This is a genomic window from Ventrimonas faecis, assembly GCF_040096075.1.
Classification (GTDB): Bacteria; Bacillota; Clostridia; order Lachnospirales; family Lachnospiraceae; genus Brotaphodocola; species Brotaphodocola faecis.
Genome location: NZ_JBBMFJ010000041.1, coordinates 1 through 23293 on the forward strand (window position 1 = coordinate 1; position 23293 = coordinate 23293).

The following is a 23293-nucleotide window of genomic DNA, read 5'->3' on the forward strand; positions in this document are numbered from 1 at the left end:
AATGGGATTTTTGCCTGCAAGCCCATGTTTTCATACGGTCAGCGCAGTGAATGCGCAGACCTACTGAACAGTTACGTTTGTCCCTAATCATGATGTTTACTTTTACAGAATTCCCATATATACTATGATTCATATGCAACGGTTTTCTACAATAATCACACAAAGGAGAATCCATCATGAGAATTGTTAATCTTGAAAACAATAACCGTAAAATTATCAGCACTATCAATAACTTCCATGTATTAGAATATGTTCAGGATGCCAGCGTATCCCCTATGAATGCTATCGATGAATACTTCATGAGTAAGATGAATGTCCGGAGGCGGCAGGTAGTCATTGACATCAGCCGAGATCATTCTGCCGTCATTCAGGCCGGTGCCATGCAGTGGATGGGTGGAAATGTACAGGCAACATCCGGAGTAAAGGGACTCGGCGATCTCTTTGGCAAGGCAATTAAAGGGGCCGTTACCAAAGAAACTGCCGTAAAGCCTGAATATGTCGGTGAAGGATTTCTTGTTCTGGAACCAACCTACAAATATATTATCCTTCAGGATGTTTCCAAATGGGGAAATGTTGGAATGACCATTGAAGATGGAATGTTTCTTGCCTGCGACGCAAATGTGAAGCGCAACATTGTGGCACGTAAGACTCTCTCTTCCGCTGTATTAGGCGGTGAAGGTTTATTTAATATGAGCCTGCAGGGTAACGGTGCGGTTGCTTTAGAGAGTAATGTTCCAGAAGATGAACTGATTGAAATTGAACTGGAAAATGATGAATTAAAAATCGATGGCAATCTGGCTGTATGCTGGTCCTCAAATCTTGATTTTACCGTGGAACGCACTACCAAAACTCTGGTCGGATCTGCAGTAAGTGGCGAAGGCCTCGTAAATGTATACCGCGGTACCGGTCGTGTGCTGATGAGTCCAGTTGCACCAACTGATTCCCTGTTTTCTTCTACAAATACACTGGCAGCCAAAGCCGCTGCCAAAAATAGCAATACATTTGGGAAATAACTCACAATGCCCCGCAAACCCATAAGTCTGCGGGGCATTCGTATCGTCTAAAACGATTTTATTTACCTGTTGGCAATCAGTGTACAAAAATCAGGGACAGGATAAATACCACGATAATAGTCGTGATACCCATGACTGCCGTCATACCGGTCTGGCACTTATAAGCATCCTGTGTATCCATATCCGAGAACTGGGATACCACCCAGAAGTAAGAATCGTTTGCGTGGGATACGGTCATGGAACCTGCGCCGATGGCCATGATAACCAGAACCTTTGCCAACGGGGAAGTGAATCCCAGGGCCGGCATCATCGGAGCGATCATAGCGGAGGTGGTGATCATTGCTACGGTAGAAGCACCCATAGCAGTCTTTAACAGTGCCGCAATGATGAACGGCAGGAATACGCCAACGCCAAGTCCCAGTAAGGATGCGCTCAGAGCGTCCGCGATCGGGAGTTTCTGAAGGATGGCACCAAAGGAACCGCCTGCACCGGTAATAGCCAGGATACCTGCGGAGTTGGTAACACCCTCGGTAATCCATTTCAGGGAATTCTGCTTCTCTTCCTGCGGAATCAGGGTCATGGCAAGGAATACGCCAAGAATCAGGGCGATAACCGGGTTACCGATGAAAGAGAAGAACATCTTCACGGCACCATCACCAAACGGTGCGCTTGGGAAATCACTGACAGACTTTAACGCAATCAGGATGATCGGGAGCAGGATCGGGGAGAAACTATGGAATGCACCAGGAAGCTTGCCGTATTTCTCTACCAGTTCTTCTACGGTGTACTCCGGGTTTGCCGGAATATCGATCTTGCTGGATACCTTATTTGCATAAATCAGGGCAGATGCAACAGCCGGAATGGAAATCAGAAGACCTACCAGAATGGTCAGACCCAGATCTGCTTCCAGGGTACCTGCCATGGCGATCGGGCCAGGGGTCGGCGGTACCAGGCAGTGGGTTGCATACAGACCACCAGACAGTGCGGTTGCCATAACAGCCAGGGAAACATTACTCTGGCTTGCCAGTGCTCTGGAGATCGGGCTTAAGATAACGAAACCGGAATCACAGAATACCGGGATACCGGTGATATATCCAGTGATGCCCATGGTCAGAACGCTCTTTTCCTTACCAACGATCTTTAAAATGGTGTTCGCCATGGTGAGGGCTGCACCGGTTTTTTCCAGGATCGTTCCGATGATGGTTCCGGCCAGAATTACGATACCGATGCTGGCCAGAATATTACCAAATCCACTCTTGACGGTACTGATAACCTCTTCCGTCGGGATTCCACATACAAGACCTACCAATACTGCAATGACGGTCAGCACCAGAAACGGGTGCATGTTAAACTTCGATATGGCTATGACCATACATACAACTGCTAAAAATATCACGCCAAAAATAAATAAACCTGACATAAAAATACCTCCTTTTCGCTAAGCGCGATCCATTCTCCAAATTCGTCACAGTTCCTGCGCTGCACGAACTGCATGTTCTTATTCCATGCCGTCCGGGCTTTTGCCGCCCGCTGGCATATTACGGTACTCCAGAAGCATTCGGATAAAAAACTCCCGCACAAATGCGGTATCCTGCTCCAGTTTCAGGGTCTGGTACAGCTGTTTCATGCGGTACAGCAATGTGTTCTTATGCAGATTCAGCTGTTCTGCCGCTTTCGCAACGCTTCCTCCGCATTCGTAATACACCCGGGCTGTGCGCAAAAGCTGCTCCGCCTGATTTCCCCCATGCTGGTCTTCCAGCCTGCGAAGCATGCTTACCACCGTTCGTGCCCCTTCCTGTACCGTCAGACTCCCCAACAGATACTGCATTCTGCACGCATGTTCTTCCAGATTCTGAATCGTTCCTCCTTTCCTGTTTCTCAGTACAGACACTTCTCTCATACCGGCTGAAATCTCTTCTAAGTTTCTGCATGGACTGCTAACTGCGGCATTCCAGACACCTTCTGTTTCAATTTCATGCAGCAGTTTATCCAGACGCTTCTGCATTTCCTGCTGTTCTCCGCCGCCAAGCAAAATCACATAATCCGCATTCTGGATTCCAAATACATCCCGCCTCCGGTCCAGCACGTTTTTCCAGATCAGATTCTGGATGAGCTGGGAGTAATCCAGCAGATGTTTCATATTGCGCTCCCGGGCCCGCTCATACAGCAGAATAATCCGGATTGGAAATTCCATCTGCAGATTCAGCATGCCGCACAGCTTTGTGATCATCTCCTTCTGGCTTTCCCCGCCAAACAAAAGCAGCCGCAAAAGCTGGTTTCGCAGTTCCGCCTCCAGATTCTGCTTCTGCGTCATCTGAAGCTGGGAAAAGCTCTGGGTTACATAGACGCGAAGCAGATTGGCAATGCTCTGCACCTCTTCCTCGCATCCGAAGATTCCCACCACCCCAATGATCTCATCATTCAGAAAGATCGGCATATTGTAGCCTTCCTTGGTTCCCGGATAATGGGGCAGATCCTCTTTTTTGATCAGCACCGGCTTTCCGGTTTCCAAAACCTCCGCGGCTCCCTGATGAAAATCACCGATCCGGTGCTTTTCGGTAGAAGCAATGATGATGCCCTTCTGATCCATGATGTTAATGGTCCGCTGACCCACCAGCAGAGATGTAGCTTCCACGAAATCCTGTGCCAGCTTTGCAAATTCGCTCATTGCTTCCTCGTCCTTCCTATAAATAAATACAATCGCCCGCGCCCAGATAGCAGTGCTCCAGCTGCGTTTCCTGATTCATGATTTCCTGAAGCTGTTCTCCGGAACAGTGGTTAAACCCGATAAGGCCAACGCCCATCTGTTTCATCTTATCCAGCGTAATGCGGATCCGTTCTGCATCTGCTTCCATCAGATGGGTGCCGCCAAAGACTGCCCGAATGGGTTTACCAAAACGCTTCTGCACGGTGGTCAGAATGTTCAGGATTCCCGGATGGCTGCAACCAACAATGACTGTCTGTCCCTCCGCCCCGTCTAACACCATGCAGATTTCATCGGAAAAAGAATCCTTTTCCCACTGGCCGCCACGGCGCAGCACGAAACGGCCCGGAATCTGCTCAAACTCATGGGTACGCTCAAAATTTCCAACCAGATAGCATCCAGGCTCCAGTTCCAGATAGCCGTCACAGATCCGGTGTTCCAGTCCCCGTTTCTGCATCCAGGCTTCATCAAAACCACATCCCAGGTAAGTAGCTTTCATGCCGTCCCGGGCATATTTTTCTTCAAAATAGCCTGTTCCCGTATACAGTGGGCAACGAAGCCCTTCTTTCACGAATTCCGGATAGCCGCCTGCGTGGTCATAATGTCCATGGCTTCCTATGGCATAATTTATGTTCTCCATCCCAATATTGAGCTTTCTAGCATTGTCATACGCAGCTTTTCCGGCGCCAAAATCAAATAAAATCTGTGATTTTTCCGTTTCCACCAGAAATGACAGACCATGTTCTGCAATCAGCGATTTCTGTTCTCCACGTTTGTTGTCCATGACTGTTGTTATTTTCACTAACTCACCCCCTTATTTATCTCATTTCATTGTACAAATTATTATAACACATCTCTTACAATTCATCATTGTGACGCGTCACAATTTTCAGAATTATTTTTTGACAAAAAAAGAAGCCTTTCCTGTTCATGAACTGTTCATAAATTAGTTACAAACATTCCATATCCAGGAAAAACTTCTTTCACATTTTCTCGATATACTTACATCATCAAATGAAGCTGCCAAGTACAATTTGATAAATTTTTTTCATAATCGCCGGTGGGCTGAACGCTCACCGGCTCCTCCCTTTTTATGGAGGATTTGTAACTGTTCAGTACCCTCACAGTTACGAGGATTTTTTTATTATCTGCTTACAGTAAGAACCTCTACGGACGGCTCGTCAATATCCATTTTGTCATTTCCGACGGTTACTTCACACTCAGATTTGCGTCCCGGTTACTTGTTTTATTTTCTCTTTCTGATGCTTATTATAGGCGTCACTATGCTGTTTGTAAAATACAGGATACGCTTCATCTTGTATAGGAAAAACGTCATATCAGAAAACATTCCTGCTCAATTCCCATTTTTCCTTTGAGTATGCGTCCAATCAGATCCTCCATAAGGGGTTCTGTCCCCTGCATGGCTTCCAGCTTTTTCAGGGTCTCCGGCTTCATTTCATAACCGTATGGAAGGTAACGGTCATACCAGTCCGCATCCATCTGTAAGGGACGGACCTCCGGACAGATATGTTCGCGGATATGGCGGAAAATACGGATGCCGCCGTAATCCAGATCCCCGGTATGATAAAACTTCACCTCGGGAAGGACTGCCAGAAGTCTTCTTAAGAACTCGCACTCCAGTGGTGAGAAGAATCCATGGGAAAACACGATCAGGGTTCCTTCCTCATAAGGCATGGAAACGTAGTTTGCCTTGTTTTCCACCGTCACAATCTTTTGGATTTTCTGGTTAGCCGGGATCACTGCGTGCCGGAGCGTTTCCGTGTTGAGGACCGTTCCATAGCAAAAATCAGCCAGGGAGATTTCGTTTTCCTTCAGGCTGATCATTAAATTTCCCTTCACGGCAAGCTCCTGGGCGTATTCCTCCAGGTAAACCTGAGATAACACCTCCTTGTCGTTCATAGCTTCATCGACATCCGGATGATATTCGGACAGAATGGATACCACTCTTGTTCTCAGCACGTTTTCAAATACTTTGGTACCACCCAGGACCGCAACGCTGAACACCCGCTGATAGACCGGCTCCTTCAGCTTTTCCAGTGCATCCAGACAGATAAAAAGCGGTTCCCCGTACTTTTCCAGATCCGCAGGCTGTTTTCCCTTTTCCAGAGCATCCTCCAGATTCCGGTAATAGGCCTTCAGCCATCCAGTCTGTGCTTTCCCGCTCCATGTCTGAATCTTCTCTTTCTCCGACGCAAGACGCTCCCATTTTGGAATCAGGCCCAGCAGCTCATAGAACTGCCCGGCCTGTTCCAGACGATAGGTAATCTTTTCGATATCATTTCCGTATTCGAGCCACTTAATCTGGATCAGTCCACGCTGTTCCAGTTTCCTGGCTTCCTCCAGAAGTTCCGTTTTCCCTGCCCGGTTAAAATCCTCCTGCTGGATTTTCAGGCTCCGGTTCCCCGAAGCCTCCTTGCGCCAGTCCACACTGCTGCCTTCGATCTTCTCCAGAATCCGGTGTATCAGATAATCATTCTCCCGCTTATTCTTCATCCTCTTCCTCTGCAAGATCTTCCTTTAACTGCTCAAACTCCGGTTTCTCAAATTCCTGAATGGAAATATTTTTCTTGTTCGGATTCGCAAAGACAAAAATCTTGTCCACGGTCTCCAGATAGTTCTGGATCTTGTCATTGGTGGCACTGATGAGGGCCTGGAATCCAAGTCCGCGGATCAGCTTGATGCAGCTGGCCACCTTTTCCGCATCCATCTTGGAGAATGCCTCATCCAGCACCACCAGGCGGATGGTCGGATTTCGCCGCAGACCCGGCTTTAAGTCGATCTTGTAGGCCTGGGCGAAGCTTGCCAGCAGCGCCACATAAAGGGGGTTCTGCCCCTCGCCGCCGGAGTTTTTGCGGATCATCTTGCTTAAACGGATTTTAATGGTTTCGTCCTCATTCTGAATCAACTGCTGCATATCGAAGGAAAGATACGTCCGGTAATCGGCGTATTTTTCCATATTGCGCTTAGCCGTCTCCATTTCCTCCGGGGTTGCGTGATCCGGCGGAATGAAGATGTCAATCAGCTCATTGATCAGCGGGCCATACTGGCTCTCATGCTCCATGGTGAAGAGATTCAGCTGATTGTCCAGCCCAATATCCAGATCGGACGGCTTGATCTGCAGCGCGTCATCCATGAACATGTCATAAAACCGTCCATCGCTGCCTTTGTTTTTTCCAATATAGAACTGATAGCGGTCCTTACCGAAATCCAGGTGGCTGATGATGCGGTTCAGCTCGTCCTTTCGCTGCAGTGCTTCCTTGATGGCACTGCGGATCTTGTACATGAAGTCGTCCTTAAAATGCTCCACCGCTGCCTTCGCCTGTTCCGCGGCACGTTTCCGGTATTCCTCCAGGCGGTCACAAGAAAGATCATCCAGTAATTTCTGATACTCTTCGTTGTTCTCGGATTCGGCAGAAAAATTACGGTGCGGATATGTACGCAGATATCCATTGCGGACCTCCCTCAGTTTCTGCATTTCCGCATCCTGCTTCTCCTGCGCTTTTGCCTGTCCGCGCAGGTATTCCCCGCGCAGCAGGTCGTAGCGGATGGCGGCACCGCTCTCCTGCTTCTGTTCCAGAAGCTTCTGAAACTCCCCGTCAAACTCCGGCCGGGCCTGATAGTTCCGTTCCTTGTCTGCCAGGAAGCCCTCTAACTGGAGCAGTTCCTGTTTTTCTTTCTCTCCATCCCGTTTCGCGCGGTCCTCATTCAGTTTCAGCTGATCCAGCACCTTTTCCCGGCGCCTGCACAGCTCCACAAGGGATGCCCGCTCTTCTTCCCATGCAGCCACGTTCTGGCTCTTTAACTGTTCCAGACGCTCCCTTAAGTTTTTCTGCTCCTGCTGCTTTTTCGCATAATCTGCCTTATCCTTTTTCCAGCCCAGATACACTTCCAGATCCTGGCTCAAAAATTCCAGGCCCAGCACGCGCTCCCCGTCGCTTAACATGGTCTGCAGCGGCTCCAGCTCCTCCTGCAGATTCCGGATGGATTCCTCCAGAAGTTTCACTCTCTGGCGCATGCTCTTCTTTCCAATATAAGCGGACCGAGTGTAGAGATCCGGGTTGATGTGCTGGATCCGGTAACTGTGATACAGCACGCAGTCCCTGGTAATGCCGATGCGGTGGCTGCGCAGCTCGTCCACACTGTCACACTTGATGACTTTGCCAAGCTGGAAATTAATATAGGCCTGGGCGTAATCGCGTCCGGCCTCCACCTCTTCGGCCAGCGCACCCTCTAACACCGGCTGTTCGTCTGCCAGAACCTTCTCGGTATCCAGCACAGCCACCCGGTAATATTTTTTCGGATCCAGCTCCTTGTAGATTTCCATCGCAGCCTTCGCGTACTTTGGCTCCACCGTCAAAAGCAGCTTGTTGTTGCCGAGATAACCCTCAATGGCATTGCGCCAGGCATCGTCCCGCACTTCCAGAAGGTCTGCAAGCACCTCTACCTCCACACTCTTTCCGGTCTTTAAAAAGAGCTGGGTCTGCAGAATTTCCCGCACCGCTTCCAGCTCCTTCGGGTAAGCTTTGTTTCCGGCTTTTAACTGGGTAATCTCCTCCTGAGCTTTGGTCAGCTCTTTGTTTTTCTCCCGGATCTGGCTGCGGGCATCCTGCATCTGGCGCTCCACTTCTTTCCGCATCTGAAGCAGGTCTTCCTGCAGGCGTTTTAAGGCTTCCTCACTGATGTCGCCTTTCTCAAAAGCCTCGATGTCCCAGAGGGTGCGGTTGGATGTGATTTCCTCCTCATTCCAGGCCGCCAGCTTTTCTGCCGTCTGTTTCCAGCGGGCCTGGCTGCTGCCCAGATGCTCCACCAGCTCATTGACAGCCTTTAACTGACTTTTCAGTTCTTCGTAGCCGCTGCTGGAAATCTTGCGCAGAAGCTCCTCGCTTTTCGCCGTCAGATCCTGAATCTCGGTCTCCATGGCAGCCGCATCCTGCGCCGCCTTCTCCTGGTCCGCCGCCAGCGCCTGAATCTTATCCTGGCTTTCCTGGATTCTCCGGCGGTCCTGCAACATGTCAAACTTCCCTGCAAAATATCCGCACTGTTCTTTCTCTTCCCGGGCCGCAGCCATGACCGCATGCTGCGCGCAGATGGCTTTCAGGCTCTCAATCTCCCTGCAGGTATCCTCAATCCGGTGGCGCAGGCGTCCGTATTCCGTCACGCTCTGCTGCATGTCCTCGATGTGAATATCCTGCTCCATGCAGATGTACTCTTTGACAAAGTCCTCCAGCTTGATATTCATGCGGAACGGGATCGCGCGCTTGAACAGCAGCGGGAACTTCTCCGCGTCCAGACCGCCCAGATAGATATCGTAAAGCTGCTTGCGGAATCGCTCATTGTGGGAGCCAAAATAACATTCTTCTTTGGAATAATTCGCCAGCAGCCAGTTTTTTACCTCGTCAATGGACATGGTGCGGTCTGCTTTGCGGTACTCATGATCCGGAATCGGTCCCTTATGCCAGAAAAACATGCGCCCAATCTCGTTGGTAGCGGTTTCTACATCAAATACCACGCCCACGCACTGGCAGGCACCGGTATCGGTCTGGCGCAGCTCCAGCACAATGGTGCTTGAAAAGTTCTGGTTGCGCAGATAAGAGAAGCTGTTGTCTTCTCCGATATTGATCATGCCGCGCAGATACTCGATCAGGCTCCGATCGGAATCATCGGCGGCAGCCTTGTTGAAAAAGCCCCGGCCATCCGTGTTGGCATACAGCACAAGCTGCATCGCATCGATCACGGTGGATTTTCCGCTTCCGGAGTGACCGGTAAAAAAGTTGATCCCATCGTCAAAGGACAGGGTTCTGTGTTTTATGTAATGCCAGTTGTTCAGGCAGATCCTGGACAGGGCTTCAAATCTCTGATTCTCCATCTTCCTCTTCTCCTTCGCGGAATGTCTCAAGCAGCGCGCGTACATCGTCTCCCATCAGGATCACATTGACCGTGGGATAGATGACAAGGCGGCTGAAACCGTCCAGATCTTCCAGTACATCTAACGGTTCGATGACCTGATACTTTTTCAGGAATGCCAGGCTCCGGCGAATATCCGACACAGACGGCTGCCTTTTTAACAGGCGGTAGCTGCCGATTTTTTCGTTGATCTCGCTTAAGGTCGTCACCACATTCACGGAAGTGGATACCGAGGACATCTGCTCGTCGTAGATCAGCTTCAGGATCAGCACGTAGAGCGTTGCAAGCTTTGATAACTTTTCTCCCACCACCTGCTCCCCGCGGATATATATGAGCCCAAGCTGGCTGTTCTCCACAACCTCAATTCCCATGATGGCAAAATAGCTTCGGATAAATTCCAGATGCTGGTTGCACTGGTAAAACTCCGGGTTCGTCTGGTAGCGCTTTGATTTCCGGTCGTAGGTGCGTTCCAGGAGAAATGTCTGCCGGTACAACAGGCGGATACTCTCGGAAACCTGTTCCTGTTCTGCCCCGGAAAGTGCTTCATAATAATCGATCATCGGTTACTCCTTTCTTACAAACACCAGCCCCGGATACCGGTAGCCCGCATGCTCCACCATCGGCGCCTCCTGATCCAGCACCCGGTAGGGACTGTCCTTGCGCACCGAGTCATCGTACGCCAGCACCAGCTTTTCAAAGTCTTCCAGGGAAGACACGGTATCGCTGGTCACCGTATACCGGCCATCCACCATCCGGTCCAGCACAAAGGAACGGATCTGCCTGCGGCTGTAGCGGTTCTTCATGCGGTTAAGCTGTAAAATTTCATCCCGGGTGAGTTCTTCCATCTCCTCCTCCGGCGCCAGCTCCGCCGCGAAATCCTGACGGGATTTGCGCCGTTTGTAGAGGGAACGGTCGGAAATGACGGTAAACTGGGAAAAGTTCATCTTCGATGCGGTGAGTGCCAGCTTTTGCTCCAGTTCCTCATCCGAAGAACCAGAAAGTTCATTCAGCACCTGGATTACCATTCCCTTCATGTTGTCATCCTGATTCAGCAGATAGTTTAACCTTGTCACCGTAGCTCGGATGTATTTGGTATGCTCCGCATCCATGTTCATGATGCGGTGCTCGATGTCATCAAAGCCCCGGTCAATCAGATCCAGCTGGCTGATGATATCCTCCGGCGTGATATCCAGGCCGCGAAGCTGCTTGTTGCGCACGCAGACCCGCTCCAGCCATGCTGTATCCTGTCGCATCTGGGACAGCCACTGCTTGATGTCCGTTTTATACAGATAAAAGTTGTCGGATGTCTTTAAGATGTGGTACTTTTTCTGCACGATTTCTTCCACATAGCCGTCCAGATGCTCCCGCAGCAGGTCTCCATAATTTTTCTGTTCCAGAAGACTGGCGAAAAAGCGGTCCATGTTGTGGAGCATATCCTGCAGCGTCTTATTCAGCTTGCGGGTGTTGATGAGCGCTGTCTTTAACAGGGAAATGTTGCAGCGCGGGTCATTCTTGAAGGCGAACAAGATTGCGTACACGTTCTGGATATAGACCTGGGTAGCATCCTCGTCCTCCCCGGCCAGATGCGTAAACGCATCCACAAACACCGCCGCGTAATCCGGAATGACAATGTTGACGGTCATATTGTGGTAATCGTCCACCTTGCGCAGCCAGCCCGCCTTTAACAGCCAGTTTAAGATTCGCGTGGAAAGCGGCTCCAGCATATCCAGTTCATCTTCCAGCTCATCCTGCACCATCACGACGCGGGTCTTGGCGAAATAATCGCTCAGAGTCTGAATGCAGATTTCCCGGCTTAAATAATAGTTGCTGTACTGGTATTCCTCGTTGATCTGCAGCAGCGCGTCAATATAGACCTGCCGGTTTCTGGAGCGGAACAGCCCCCAGAACGAATCTGGTATTTCCAAAAACAGATTTGCCATAAGTAAGTTTCCTTTGTTATTTGTATCAGAAAGCGTAATTTACTATGATATCCGAAAAATGCTGCTGCCCAGGTTTTGCCTGCTGCAGCAGCATCTTTATTCCATTCCATGTTGTGGATGTACACCTGACGGAAAAACCCGGCAAGCCGCATCCGTTGCTGATCAGATTTCCAGCAGATCACTGAATGCCTTCAGCGCGCCGTCCGTCTCATGGGCCAGAACGCGTTTTGCAAGGACCTTGCCCAGCTGTACGCCTTCCTGGTCGAAGCTGTTCACGTTCCATAAGAAGCCCTGGAACATGACTTTATTCTCGAAGTGTGCAAGCAGTGCGCCCAGTGCGCCCGGGTTCACCTGCTCACCGATGATGATGCTGGATGGACGTCCGCCCTCGAAATTCTTGTTGCGGTTCTCGTCTGCCTTGCCGCATGCGAAGGCCATGATCTGGGCAGCCACGTTTGCGCAGAGCTTCTGCTGGCTGGTGCTACCCTGGATTACCACATCAGTATCCATCTGGTTTTTCTTAAATCCTACAAACTGCAGCGGAACAATGTCGGTTCCCTGGTGTAAAAGCTGATAGAAGGAGTGCTGTCCATTGGTACCCGGCTCACCGAAGATCACCGGTCCGGTTACATAGTTTACCGGCTCGCCAAAGCGGTTTACAGACTTGCCGTTGGACTCCATGTCAAGCTGCTGTAAATGTGCCGGGAAACGGCTTAATGCCTGGGAGTACGGAAGCACTGCGGTGCACGGATAGCCCAGCACATTGCGCTCGTAAACGCCGATCAGGGCATCTAACATAGCAGCGTTCTTCGTTGCATCTGCCTCTGCTGCCAGCTTGTCTGCCTCTGCTGCGCCCTTCAGGAACTGTGCGAATACCTCCGGGCCAAATGCCAGAGAGAGGACTGCGCCGCCAACTGCGGAAGTGGAGGAATAACGGCCGCCGATATAATCGTCCATGAAGAAGGCTGCCAGATAATCGCTGCTCTTAGCTAACGGAGAAGTCTCACTGGTTACGGCGATCATGTGTTTGGAGGCATCCAGGCCTGCGTTCTTTAACGCATCTTTTACGAAGGACTCATTGGTCAGGGTCTCCAGAGTGGTTCCGGACTTGGAAACCAGTACGAAGATGGAATGTGCCACATCAATGCCATATAATACCGCTGCAGCATCATCCGGGTCTACGTTGCTGATAAACTTTGCCTCCATCTTAAAGGTGCCATTCTTCTTTGCCCAGTTTTCCAGAGCCAGATACATGGCTCTCGGGCCAAGGTCACTGCCGCCGATACCGATCTGAACAACCGTGGTAAACTTCTCTCCTGCCGCGTTGGTGATTTCTCCATTGTGCACCTTGTTGGCAAATTCTGCGATGCGCTCCTGCTGCTGTTTGTAGAAGGTACGCTTGTCCACGCCGTCCGCGGTGACTGCGTCACCCAGCTGACCACGGGTCATATGATGCAGAACCAGACGTTTCTCACCGGTGTTAATCACTTCGCCGTTGTACAGAGCTTTGAATTTCTCTGCCAGCTGTGCTTCGTCAGCCAGTTTCTTCAATGCGTCCAGCACGGTGTCATCTACCTGCTTTGCTGCGTAGTAGTAAACAAGTCCTTCTGCCATCGGCACACTGTATTTTTTCACGCGCTCTGCGCCTTTATCTCCGGTCATAGCCTCCGCAAGGTTTACGCGGGCTGCCTTTTCCAGTTCCTGATAGGAAGTAAGCGTGTCCAGGTTGTTCCAGGTAATCATAACTTGATTCCTCCTTTAATACATGATCTTAGTTTTCTGTCGATAATTTTCTGTCAATCATGTTAATTATACTATCAGATTCGTGGAATTTCAAGGGATTTCACGAGGAGAAGACACAATACCACGTCTCACTGGCGGTTTTTGCACAGAAAATACGTTGCGGATTGCATGTATTTTTACCGGTGCAGAATCATGCCTGTCAGCAGCTTTAAGGTCACTCCTGCGCAAAGAACCGATCCGCAAAACAGAAAAAGCCGGTTCACCAGTCCCGATGCCGAACAGATTCCTATGCTGAACCGTTTCCGGTATGGATAAAAAAGCTGTTCTCCCTTATGATTCAGAAAATCCAGTGCCAGATGGGAGGCAAAGGCAATCCCAAAATATGGCACCAGCATCGGCAGGAATACGCCCACGCAGCTCATCAGCAATCCTCCTGCCAGAAAGGAATGTAAAAAAGAACGGTGCGGTGTCTTCTTTCCATAAGCGCAGACCGCCAGAAAGGCGGCGCAGGCCAGGACAACGCGGCTGACGGAACTGTTGCTCATCAGCCTCTGATAAAGTCCCAGATGCCAGTGCGCCTCCACCACCACAATGACAATGACAATGGTTTCCAGTACAAATGTAATCTGATCCGCTCTCCGGCTGCTCTCTGAGCTTCCGCAGTCAATATCGCTGATCACGGAACCCACGGCCGCCGTCCCGGCACCCAGGATCAGTTCCGGTAATGTCCGGGGCTGAAGCAGCAGCAAAGAAGCTGCTACGCCAACCGCCATATGTGTTTTTCCAAGCATAATTTCTCTCTTTCTTTGTATCTTGATCTGTCTTACCCGGCTGTCTTATCTGCCTGGAAAATTCTTCCTGTAAAAAGGAAAAGGGACCTTCGGAGGAAACCCCGAAAGTCCCAAAAATCGTTCATTTATGCGGTTTTCTATTAGAATTTACCAGCAGTAGCTGCTTCCTCAACAGCTACAGCAACAGCAACGGTCATGCCGACCATTGGGTTATTGCCGGCGCCGATCAGACCCATCATCTCTACGTGAGCCGGAACGGAAGAAGAACCTGCGAACTGTGCATCGGAATGCATACGGCCAAGGGTATCGGTCATACCATAGGAAGCCGGGCCTGCTGCCATGTTATCCGGATGCAGGGTACGTCCGGTACCACCACCGGAAGCTACGGAGAAGTACTTCTTGCCTGCTTCCAGTCTCTCCTTTTTGTAGGTACCTGCTACCGGATGCTGGAAACGGGTCGGGTTGGTAGAGTTACCGGTTATGGAAACGTCTACGTTCTCTTTCCACATGATTGCAACACCTTCCGGAACGCTGTTTGCGCCGTAGCAGTTAACTTTTGCGCGAAGGCCCTCAGAATAGGACTTGCGGAATACTTCCTTAACCTCGTTGGTGTATGGGTTGTACTCAGTCTCGATATAGGTGAAGCCGTTGATACGTGCGATGATCTGAGCAGCGTCTTTTCCAAGACCGTTTAAGATAACGCGCAGCGGTTTCTGACGAACCTTGTTTGCTTTCTCAGCGATACCGATTGCGCCCTCTGCTGCTGCGAAGGACTCATGGCCAGCCAGGAATGCGAAGCACTCGGTCTCCTCTTCCAGAAGCATCTTGCCCAGGTTACCATGGCCAAGACCTACCTTACGGGTATCTGCAACGGAACCCGGGATACAGAATGCCTGCAGACCCTCACCGATTGCTGCTGCTGCCTCGGATGCTTTTCTGCAGCCTTTTTTGATTGCGATTGCAGCGCCTACGGTGTATGCCCATTTTGCGTTCTCGAAGCAGATCGGCTGAATGCCCTCGATCATTTTGTATACGTCAAGACCTGCGTCTTTGGTAATCTTCTCTGCCTCTTCAATGGAAGCAATGCCATAGCTGTTTAATGCTTCATTGATCTGTTTGATACGTCTCTCATATGATTCAAATAATGCCATGATTATAGTCCTCCTTCTTTACGCCTGTCTCGGGTCGATGATCTTAACTGCATCAGCAACACGGCCGTACTGACCTTTTGCCTTCTCCCAGGCGGTGTTCGGGTCATCACCCTTCTTGATGAAGTCAGTCATCTTGCCAAGGCTTACGAACTGATAACCAATGATCTGATCGTCTGCGTCCAGAGCGATACCGGTTACATAGCCCTCAGCCATCTCCAGGTAACGAGGACCTTTCTTTAAGGTTCCGTACATGGTGCCAACCTGGGAACGAAGACCTTTACCAAGATCCTCCAGGCCAGCGCCGATCGGCAGTCCGTCCTCAGAGAATGCACTCTGGGTTCTGCCGTATGCGATCTGTAAGAACAGTTCTCTCATTGCGGTGTTGATTGCGTCACATACCAGGTCGGTATTCAGAGCCTCCAGAACGGTTAAGCCCGGAAGAATCTCTGCTGCCATTGCTGCGGAGTGAGTCATGCCGGAGCAGCCGATGGTCTCAACCAGAGCCTCCTGGATGATACCCTCTTTTACGTTCAGGGTCAGCTTGCAGGCACCCTGCTGCGGAGCACACCAGCCCACACCATGGGTCAAACCGGAAATGTCGGAAACCTGTTTGGACTGTACCCATTTTGCTTCTTCCGGAATCGGAGCAGCGCCATGATGAACGCCCTGTGCAACTGTGCACATCTCTTCTACTTCATGTGAATAAATCATGTTAAAACTCCTTTCAACTATGTAATGTCCTGAAAGTACGTGCTGCACGATATTTCCTCCAATCTGAATATGCCCTGTACCCGGCATACGCAAAGATTGTCAAAAACATCACACCATACTTGATTACATTTTCTCACAAAAGTGACAAATAGTCCATAGTTTTTTTGTAGAAATTTAAGAGCAGATACCACAAATGTATGTGGCACCTGCTCTTTTTTTCCATTATTTTACATTTGATTATTTGTAACTGTTCAGTAGGTCTGCGCATTCACTGCGCTGACCGTATGAAAACATGGGCTTGCAGGCAAAAATCCCATTGCCGAAGGCAATTTTCAATGGATTTTTGCCCGTAACTGTGAAGGTACTGAGCAGTTACGATTATTTGTTGCTTAAGTACTCGTGGATACCCTTTGCGCCGTGCTTTCCTGCTTCCATAGCCAGGATTACGGTAGCTGCGCCGGTTACGGCATCACCGCCTGCGAACACGCCTTCACGGGAGGTCTGCCCGTTTGCAGGCTCTGCAACGATACATTTCCGCTTGTTGATCTCAAGGCCCTCGGTGGTAGAGGAAATGAGCGGGTTCGGGGAGGTACCCAGGGACATGATGACGGTATCTACGTCCATCACATACTCAGAACCCGGGATCTCGACCGGACGGCGTCTTCCGGATGCATCCGGCTCGCCAAGCTCCATCTTCACAACCTTGATGCCTTTCACCCAGTCGTTCTCATCGGTCAGGATCTCTACCGGGTTGGTCAGAAGGTCAAAGATGACGCCCTCTTCTTTTGCGTGGTGAACTTCCTCCACACGGGCCGGAAGCTCTGCCTCGCTGCGGCGGTACACGATATGTACCTCAGCGCCGAGACGCAGTGCGGTTCTTGCAGCATCCATGGCTACGTTTCCACCGCCGACTACAGCAACCTTCTTGCCTGCTACGATTGGGGTGTCATAGTCCTCGCGGAATGCTTTCATCAGGTTGTTTCTGGTTAAGTACTCGTTTGCGGAGAATACGCCGTTTGCGTTCTCGCCCGGGATACCCATGAACTTCGGAAGGCCTGCGCCGGAACCGATAAATACTGCTTCAAAGCCCTCTTCGTCCATCAGCTCGTCGATGGTAACGGACTTGCCGATGATGACGTCAGTCTCAATCTTAACGCCTAATTTCTTTACGTTCTCAATCTCAGAGCGGACAACGGTCTCTTTCGGGAGACGGAACTCCGGGATACCGTAGGTTAAAACTCCGCCCGGCTCATGAAGTGCCTCGAAGATGGTTACATGGTAACCCAGCTTTGCCAGATCACCTGCACAGGTCAGGCCGGCAGGGCCGGAACCAACCACAGCAACCTTCTTGCCGTTTTTCTCTTCTGCTGCCTTCGGAACGAAGCCGTTCTCTCTGGACCAGTCAGCCACGAAACGCTCCAGCTTACCGATAGAGATCGGCTCACCTTTGATTCCGCGGATGCACTTGCCCTCGCACTGGCTCTCCTGCGGGCATACACGGCCGCAGACTGCCGGAAGTGCGGAAGACTCAGCGATGACATTTGCTGCAGCCTCGAAGTTTCCAGCCTCGACTTCTTTGATGAAGCCCGGGATGTTGATGGAAACCGGGCAGCCGCTCATGCACTTTGCGTTGTTCTTACATTTTAAGCATCTGGAAGCCTCTTCCATAGCCTCTTCTTTGTTATATCCATAGCACACTTCCTCAAAATTGGTAGCGCGCACCTTTGCGTCCTGCTCTCTGACAGGAGTCTTCTTTAATACGTCCATTTCTTATCCTCCGATCACAGACAGCTTCCCGCTGTCTTGCCTAATGAATCCAAATGAGTGAACCTGCTGCCCGGATCAACCGTTGCACTGGCCGCAGCCGCCGTGATGGGTGTCTCCCTCGACAGCCTTTAACATGGCTCTGCCCTCTTCGGTCTTGTACATCTGCTGACGCTTCATAGCCTCATCAAAGTTCACAAGATGGCCGTCAAACTCCGGTCCGTCTACACATGCGAACTTCACTTCATCGCCAACGGTTAAGCGGCATGCTCCGCACATACCGGTTCCGTCTACCATGATCGGGTTCATGCTGACGATGGTCGGAATATTCAGCTCTTTGGTCAGTTTGCATACAAATTTCATCATGATCATCGGTCCGATGGCTACGCATACATCGTACTGTTTGCCCTGGTTCTCTACCAGATCCTTGATCACATCGGTTACCATGCCCTTGCGCACATAGGAACCGTCGTCGGTGGTAATGTAAAGATTTCCAGCCTGCTCCTTCATCATATCTTCCAGAATCAGAAGGTCTTTGTTCTTGGCACCTACGATAACATCTGCATCAATGCCGTGCTGCTTCATCCACTTTACCTGCGGATAAACCGGTGCGGTACCAACGCCGCCTGCTACGAATAAGTACTTGCGGCCCTTTACTTCCTCGAAATCTTCCTTGACAAACTCGGACGGCTGACCAAGCGGTCCTACGAAGTCCTGGAATGCGTCGCCTGCCTGTAACTCAGACATCTTTAAGGTAGATGCGCCTACGATCTGGAACACGATGGTTACGGTGCCCTTCTCGCGGTCGAAATCACAGATGGTAAGCGGGATACGCTCGCCCTTCTCATCCATCTTTACAATGACAAATTCACCCGGCTGGCAGGATCTTGCCACTCTCGGAGCTTCTACATCCATCAGGAAAATCTTCTCCGCAAGCTTTTCCGCTTTTAAAATCTTATACATTTCCTTCCTCCTGTTTTGCAATCTGCAAATTCTGCATGCCATCAAAAAACTTTTTAGATATGCTGAAAGTATTTTAGCACCTCTTTGTTTAAATGGCAATACATTATTGTTAATAACATAACATATATTATACCGCTTTATTTCTTTTTGTACAGCCGATATTCGTAACAAAGATCAAAATATGTCTGTTCGTCGCTCTCCTGAACCATTTCCCAGGCCTCATCCTGGTCCAGATTCGGAAAATGGGTATCCGCTGCGTAGGCAAAATCAATCCAGGTAATCTGTGCCTCATCGCAGTAGGGCAGAAACTGCCGGTAGACACTCTCACCGCCGATGATGTAAACATCGTCCGTGTGATAAGCGTTCAGCAGCTCCATCACCTCTTCCATGCTGCCGCACACGGTGGCTCCTTTGACCTTGTAATCCAGGTCAGAAGTGAGGATGATGTTGGTCCGGCCGTAAAGAGGCTGCGCGCCCGGCATGCTTTCCAGTGTTTTTCGCCCCATAACGATGACCTTTCCCATAGTCTCGTTCCGGAACATTTTCTGATCCTGGGGAATGGACACCAGAAGCTGCCCCTTGTTTCCAATGGCCCAGTTTTTATCTACTGCCGCAATCAGTTTCACGTTATCCTACGCCTCCTCTTCCTCTGCCAGGATCAGTTCCTTTGCGTAAGGCAGGGTTTTGATCCAGTCACAGAAGGTGTGCCATTCATCCAGCTTGTGGTTCTTTCTCGCAAAATAAATATTGATCAGTGTCTCATAATTTAAGGTGCAGGTGCGCATCTGGTTGTAGCTGGACGGCAGAAGCTGGATCATGTCATACCAGTACGCCTTATTCTTCGTCTCCACATATTTTAAGCGGATTTTCTCCAGTTGCTCTACAATGGTCTGCATATAGGCTTCGCTCTCCGGTGTCAGATGATCGTGGCTGAAATCATCTAACTCGAATGGCTTGCTGTGGATCTTGTGCATGGTGCTGGTGGAGTTTGCTACCGTTGCCACTTTGTACGTGTCATATTCCTTCCACCAGTACATCGGTGCCGTGATATCTACCGACACAAAGACCTGGCGGATGTATTTGCGGTGGTCACTTCCGGCCCGGCGCAGGCGCCTGGCCAGTCCCAGGTCATTCGGACCCAATACATAGTTTCCATCCTCATCGTAAAAGCTGTCCATCCGGTCCCAGCTGTTCATGGGGTTTCTGGCCCCGCGCATGGCATTTTCCAGATTCATGACGCTGGTGCGTTCTAATTTAATCATGTTCTATTCCTTCCTTGTTGGTACCTGTCAAAACGCTGGCTGTGACCCGCCATTTCACAGTTCTGGCGCAGGTCAATCGTTCTGATTATAACAAAGCTGGGATTTCTCGTCAACATCAGCCAGTTCCTGAGGATTTTTTATCAAAAAGCGTGCCACATTCTCCGGATGCGCCAGAAGAACCTTCTTTCCGCCCACATCTCCGCTTAAAGCAAGCAGCTCCTTTCGGTACTCCGGCGCGAAAACAACCGGATTTCCGTCCACGCCTTCACAGGTCACGCAGGCCATGCCCTTGCTGTTTTTCCGGAATGCAGTCAAAAGGCCCTGAATGGTCTCGCGGGTCAGCCACGGCTGGTCGCTGACGGAAAAGCAGACTGCGTAATGCTCCGGAATCTGCTCCAGGGCAAGATGCACGGAATGGGAAATGCCCAGGGCACTGTCGTTGTTCTTTACAGGTTCAAAGCCTTCGTTTGCCAGATCTTTCAGAATTTCATCATACTGGCTCACCACAATTTTTTCCGCGAAACAGTCCTCCGGCATGGCATTTACCTCATCTGCCACATGGCGGTACATCAGACGCCCGTCCACCTCGGTGAGCAGCTTGTTGGTGCCAAAACGTCGGCTGTCCCCGGCTGCCAGAAGCACCATGGCCACCGGCATATGGTCATGCGGCAGAAAACGGTGGCTTAAAATAGCCTCCAGCACGCCGCCTCCGATGGAAGATGCCTTATCAGACACAGTAAAGCAGTGTGCCACCTCACAACGCGGGTCTACGTCACCGGATTTCATGCCGGTGGTTACCTCCACACCGTCCTGCAGAAGGCCGCGCACCACGCCGTCAATCTGAGCTAATACCGGAACTCCGTTCACACGGCCTACCACATCTCCTTTTTTCACAACGCTTCCAATTGTTACATCCCCCTTGAACGTGCCGTCCGCCGGAGCCTTGATCAGACGCTCCAGTCCATAGCCACCGATCAGGCCCGGAATTCCGGTATTCGGAATGGCGCTTCCCTTCCAGATGCAGCGTCCAAGGTAATGACCGCGCTTGGTCTCTACCACGCAGTGGCAGTCTTCTCCGGCGGTAAAACCCGGACCAACGCCAACCACAAACGGCGCGTCCGTCATCTTTGTGCCAAGATTTCGTTTGGCCAGAATGGCGTCCACCACCACATCCGGCTGAAATTCATGGATACATTCTGCTTTTTCATCCACCATGATGGCAATATTGCCTTTCTGAATCTCTGTTTCCGCCATTTTCACGGAATCACACAGCACACCAGTCACATCTTCCACCTGCATGCGGCCCTGATAAACTGCAGGAGAAAATGCTACCGTGCGGCGCACGGTGGTGGGCACCGCGATGTCTGTCATCAGAATCCGGAATCCGCCCCGGTGCAGCCGCAACGCGATACCGCTGGCCAGATCCCCGGATCCTTTGATCAGAACCCGGCCCATGCCGTCTGCTGCTCCCGTCTGTGTCTGTTTTCTTTCAGCGTTTGTTGTCTTTGTCTCTATATGATCCATGATAATCCTTCTCCTTTTTCCTGTCTGTATTTTTCGTTTCTGCCTTCCCGATATTCCGGCTTCTGTTCTTTGATGCGTCCAGGGCAATCCCCTGTTTCAGACCCCATCAGCGCATTCTGGCCGTCCTCACACATCCCGCCTGCAAATTCAGTGGCAACATACCGGCAATCTCTTCCGCCAGCTTCTGTTCTGTTTCCGTGTCGGCCTGATTTAACAGCACCCGGTAGTACCGGCCGTCCACGCCTTTGTGGCTTCCCCGCTCATCCATCAGGATCAGCGCCATATCTTCGGCAGCAATCACATCTTCCGCATTTCGGTGCAGCCAGCCCCCGTGGGATGCAAACCGGAAACAGGTATCTCCAAACTGCTTTCCTCCCGCTGTAAGCCCTGCGCAGGCAATGACCAGGCCGGTCTGCGGAATCAGGACCGGTTCTGTCTCTGATGGAACCTTTAGCGGAAGGCGTTTGGAACCGTCCGCCTCAATGAGGATCACATCAAACTGTGTGAGCAGCTTCTTCATCACGGCTTCCTCCCCCAGATCCTCCGGCATGGCAAGCTTCCAGGCACTGTTCGGCCCCTCTGCCTGCTTTCCGGCTGCCAGAATCGAACCGTCCGTATTTTGGCCTTCCCCTGCACGAATCCCGGCATCTGCCATGTTTCGCCTCACCGCAGCGCTGTCCCTGCCCTGCATCCAGGCATCCAGATCTAAAAGCTTTGGCACTACCGCCACCTTATACTGATCCGGCTTCGCGATATGCGTGCTGGTCGTCATGAGCACCCGCGCGCCTTTTTTCGCAAGCTCCTCTGCCAGGTCATACATGGTGCTGGTTTTTCCTCCTGCTCCCACAATGGAAATGACCCGGGGCAGCATCTTCCAGTCCGCAATCCCAAGCGCCTCCAGAAGTGTTTCTGTATGTTCAAAGCACTGACGGTTTGAATTCCAGCGTTCCGCTCTTACCGGACCGGCAATTTGTTTCTGCTCCATCCTTGTTCTTTCCCCCTCACAGTGCTATACTGTTTCCCGAAACCGGTAAACTGTATTGCATTTGTATGATCATGATTATGAACGTATTATACCATTTTCGCGCGCTGCCGGATAGGACATATGACCGGATTCTCTTCTTCTGCGGTCTGTTCCTGCTCCTGACAGAAAGCTATAAACAATGTTTCCTGTATTTTTTCATTGACCAGAGCCACTATGACTGGTGGTATTTTCCTTTCCAGCTCTGTAGCCTTCCCATGTACCTGTGCCTGCTTCTCCCGTTTTTAAAGCGCGGTACATGCAAGACCGCCCTCTATACCTTTTTGCAGGATTTCAACCTGCTTGGCGGGGTGGCCGCCCTCATCGTATCCGAGGGCTTTCGCGGCATCCACTGGAGCCTGACCCTGCATGGCTATGTCTGGCATCTGCTTCTGGTGCTCATTGGACTCTTTGTCTTTGCCGGTGGGCGTTCCGATTTAAGCCGGAAGGGGTATCTTGGGACACTTCCGGTATTTTTCACCAGCTGTGCCATTGCCCTTTTCATCAACATTCTGGCTCCTGGGCACGGGCAGGCCGATATGTTCTACATATCTCCCTATTACCCAAGCACCCAGCCGGTCTTTCATGAGATTGCGCTGGCCATTGGCATTCTTCCGGCCAATCTTTTGTATCTGTTTACCATCTGCCTGGGCGCTGCCCTGCTGCATTTGCTGTTTTCTGTGCTGGAAAAGCATTATGTCCCAGACAACCGATAAGCCATAACGCAAAGAGGCTGTCGCAACATTGGCCCCAGATGTGGAGGGGCCAATGTTGCGACAGC

At 50.8% G+C, this 23293-nt stretch carries 19 protein-coding genes; 2 read left to right on the forward strand and 17 right to left on the reverse strand.

Annotation, left to right across the window (positions count from 1 at the left end):
* The first annotated feature begins 176 nt into the window (after nucleotides 1-176).
* Nucleotides 177-1013, forward strand: a complete 837-nt coding sequence (locus tag WMO41_RS14605; RefSeq protein WP_349230381.1) for an AIM24 family protein — start codon at nucleotides 177-179, stop codon at nucleotides 1011-1013.
* A gap of 76 nt (nucleotides 1014-1089) precedes the next feature.
* Here WMO41_RS14605 and WMO41_RS14610 read toward each other — a convergent pair whose 3' ends face one another.
* From WMO41_RS14610 to yqeC, 17 genes are all read right to left on the reverse strand, one after another.
* Nucleotides 1090-2433: a GntP family permease gene (locus tag WMO41_RS14610; protein WP_349230382.1), complete on the reverse strand. Its 1344-nt coding sequence runs from the start codon at nucleotides 2431-2433 to the stop codon at nucleotides 1090-1092.
* A gap of 78 nt (nucleotides 2434-2511) precedes the next feature.
* Nucleotides 2512-3681, reverse strand: a complete 1170-nt coding sequence (locus tag WMO41_RS14615) for a CdaR family transcriptional regulator (protein ID WP_349230383.1) — start codon at nucleotides 3679-3681, stop codon at nucleotides 2512-2514.
* Between the two features lie 16 nt (nucleotides 3682-3697).
* Nucleotides 3698-4501, reverse strand: a complete 804-nt coding sequence (locus WMO41_RS14620; protein WP_494338478.1) for an MBL fold metallo-hydrolase — start codon at nucleotides 4499-4501, stop codon at nucleotides 3698-3700.
* Nucleotides 4502-5049: 548 nt separating this feature from the next.
* A complete protein-coding gene (locus WMO41_RS14625) occupies nucleotides 5050-6231 on the reverse strand; it encodes a Wadjet anti-phage system protein JetD domain-containing protein (RefSeq protein WP_349230385.1) in 1182 nt (393 codons plus the stop codon).
* Complete coding sequence (locus WMO41_RS14630) at nucleotides 6221-9604, reverse strand: ATP-binding protein (RefSeq protein WP_349230386.1); 3384 nt, start codon at nucleotides 9602-9604, stop codon at nucleotides 6221-6223. Before WMO41_RS14630 ends, WMO41_RS14625 begins: the two co-directional genes overlap by 11 nt.
* Nucleotides 9585-10202 carry a DUF4194 domain-containing protein gene (locus tag WMO41_RS14635; RefSeq protein WP_177292736.1) on the reverse strand — a complete coding sequence of 206 codons (618 nt, stop codon included), beginning with the start codon at nucleotides 10200-10202 and terminating at the stop codon, nucleotides 9585-9587. The genes WMO41_RS14630 and WMO41_RS14635 overlap by 20 nt, the downstream gene beginning before the upstream one ends.
* A gap of 3 nt (nucleotides 10203-10205) precedes the next feature.
* Nucleotides 10206-11582, reverse strand: a complete 1377-nt coding sequence (locus WMO41_RS14640; RefSeq protein ID WP_349230387.1) for a Wadjet anti-phage system protein JetA family protein — start codon at nucleotides 11580-11582, stop codon at nucleotides 10206-10208.
* A 162-nt stretch (nucleotides 11583-11744) separates the two neighbouring features.
* Complete coding sequence (locus WMO41_RS14645) at nucleotides 11745-13325, reverse strand: glucose-6-phosphate isomerase (protein WP_349230388.1); 1581 nt, start codon at nucleotides 13323-13325, stop codon at nucleotides 11745-11747.
* Nucleotides 13326-13501: 176 nt separating this feature from the next.
* Entirely contained in the window at nucleotides 13502-14116 is a 615-nt protein-coding gene (locus WMO41_RS14650) for a metal-dependent hydrolase (RefSeq protein ID WP_349230389.1), read from the reverse strand.
* Nucleotides 14117-14256: 140 nt separating this feature from the next.
* On the reverse strand, nucleotides 14257-15267 hold the full coding sequence (locus WMO41_RS14655) for a GGGtGRT protein (protein ID WP_118543440.1): 1011 nt from the start codon (nucleotides 15265-15267) through the stop codon (nucleotides 14257-14259).
* Between the two features lie 18 nt (nucleotides 15268-15285).
* On the reverse strand, nucleotides 15286-15978 hold the full coding sequence (locus WMO41_RS14660; RefSeq protein WP_118530060.1) for an iron-sulfur cluster assembly scaffold protein: 693 nt from the start codon (nucleotides 15976-15978) through the stop codon (nucleotides 15286-15288).
* A 378-nt stretch (nucleotides 15979-16356) separates the two neighbouring features.
* The gene (gene gltA, locus WMO41_RS14665) at nucleotides 16357-17745 is read right to left on the reverse strand and encodes an NADPH-dependent glutamate synthase (RefSeq protein WP_349230390.1); all 1389 of its coding nucleotides are present in this window, start codon (nucleotides 17743-17745) and stop codon (nucleotides 16357-16359) included.
* A 75-nt stretch (nucleotides 17746-17820) separates the two neighbouring features.
* Nucleotides 17821-18705 (reverse strand): sulfide/dihydroorotate dehydrogenase-like FAD/NAD-binding protein, encoded by an 885-nt coding sequence (locus WMO41_RS14670; protein ID WP_349230391.1) that lies wholly within the window; start codon nucleotides 18703-18705, stop codon nucleotides 17821-17823.
* A gap of 137 nt (nucleotides 18706-18842) precedes the next feature.
* Nucleotides 18843-19331, reverse strand: coding sequence for a dihydrofolate reductase (locus WMO41_RS14675; protein WP_349230392.1), 489 nt, complete (start codon nucleotides 19329-19331; stop codon nucleotides 18843-18845).
* 6 nt (nucleotides 19332-19337) lie between these two features.
* Nucleotides 19338-19967 carry a hypothetical protein gene (locus tag WMO41_RS14680; RefSeq protein ID WP_349230393.1) on the reverse strand — a complete coding sequence of 210 codons (630 nt, stop codon included), beginning with the start codon at nucleotides 19965-19967 and terminating at the stop codon, nucleotides 19338-19340.
* Between the two features lie 72 nt (nucleotides 19968-20039).
* The gene (yqeB, locus tag WMO41_RS15955) at nucleotides 20040-21491 is read right to left on the reverse strand and encodes a selenium-dependent molybdenum cofactor biosynthesis protein YqeB (protein WP_353963987.1); all 1452 of its coding nucleotides are present in this window, start codon (nucleotides 21489-21491) and stop codon (nucleotides 20040-20042) included.
* A gap of 106 nt (nucleotides 21492-21597) precedes the next feature.
* Nucleotides 21598-22476: a selenium cofactor biosynthesis protein YqeC gene (gene yqeC / locus WMO41_RS14695; protein ID WP_349230394.1), complete on the reverse strand. Its 879-nt coding sequence runs from the start codon at nucleotides 22474-22476 to the stop codon at nucleotides 21598-21600.
* 2 nt (nucleotides 22477-22478) lie between these two features.
* Between yqeC and WMO41_RS14700 the strand changes: the two genes are divergently transcribed.
* On the forward strand, nucleotides 22479-23228 hold the full coding sequence (locus tag WMO41_RS14700; protein ID WP_494338477.1) for a TMEM164 family acyltransferase: 750 nt from the start codon (nucleotides 22479-22481) through the stop codon (nucleotides 23226-23228).
* Nucleotides 23229-23293: the final 65 nt, after the last annotated feature.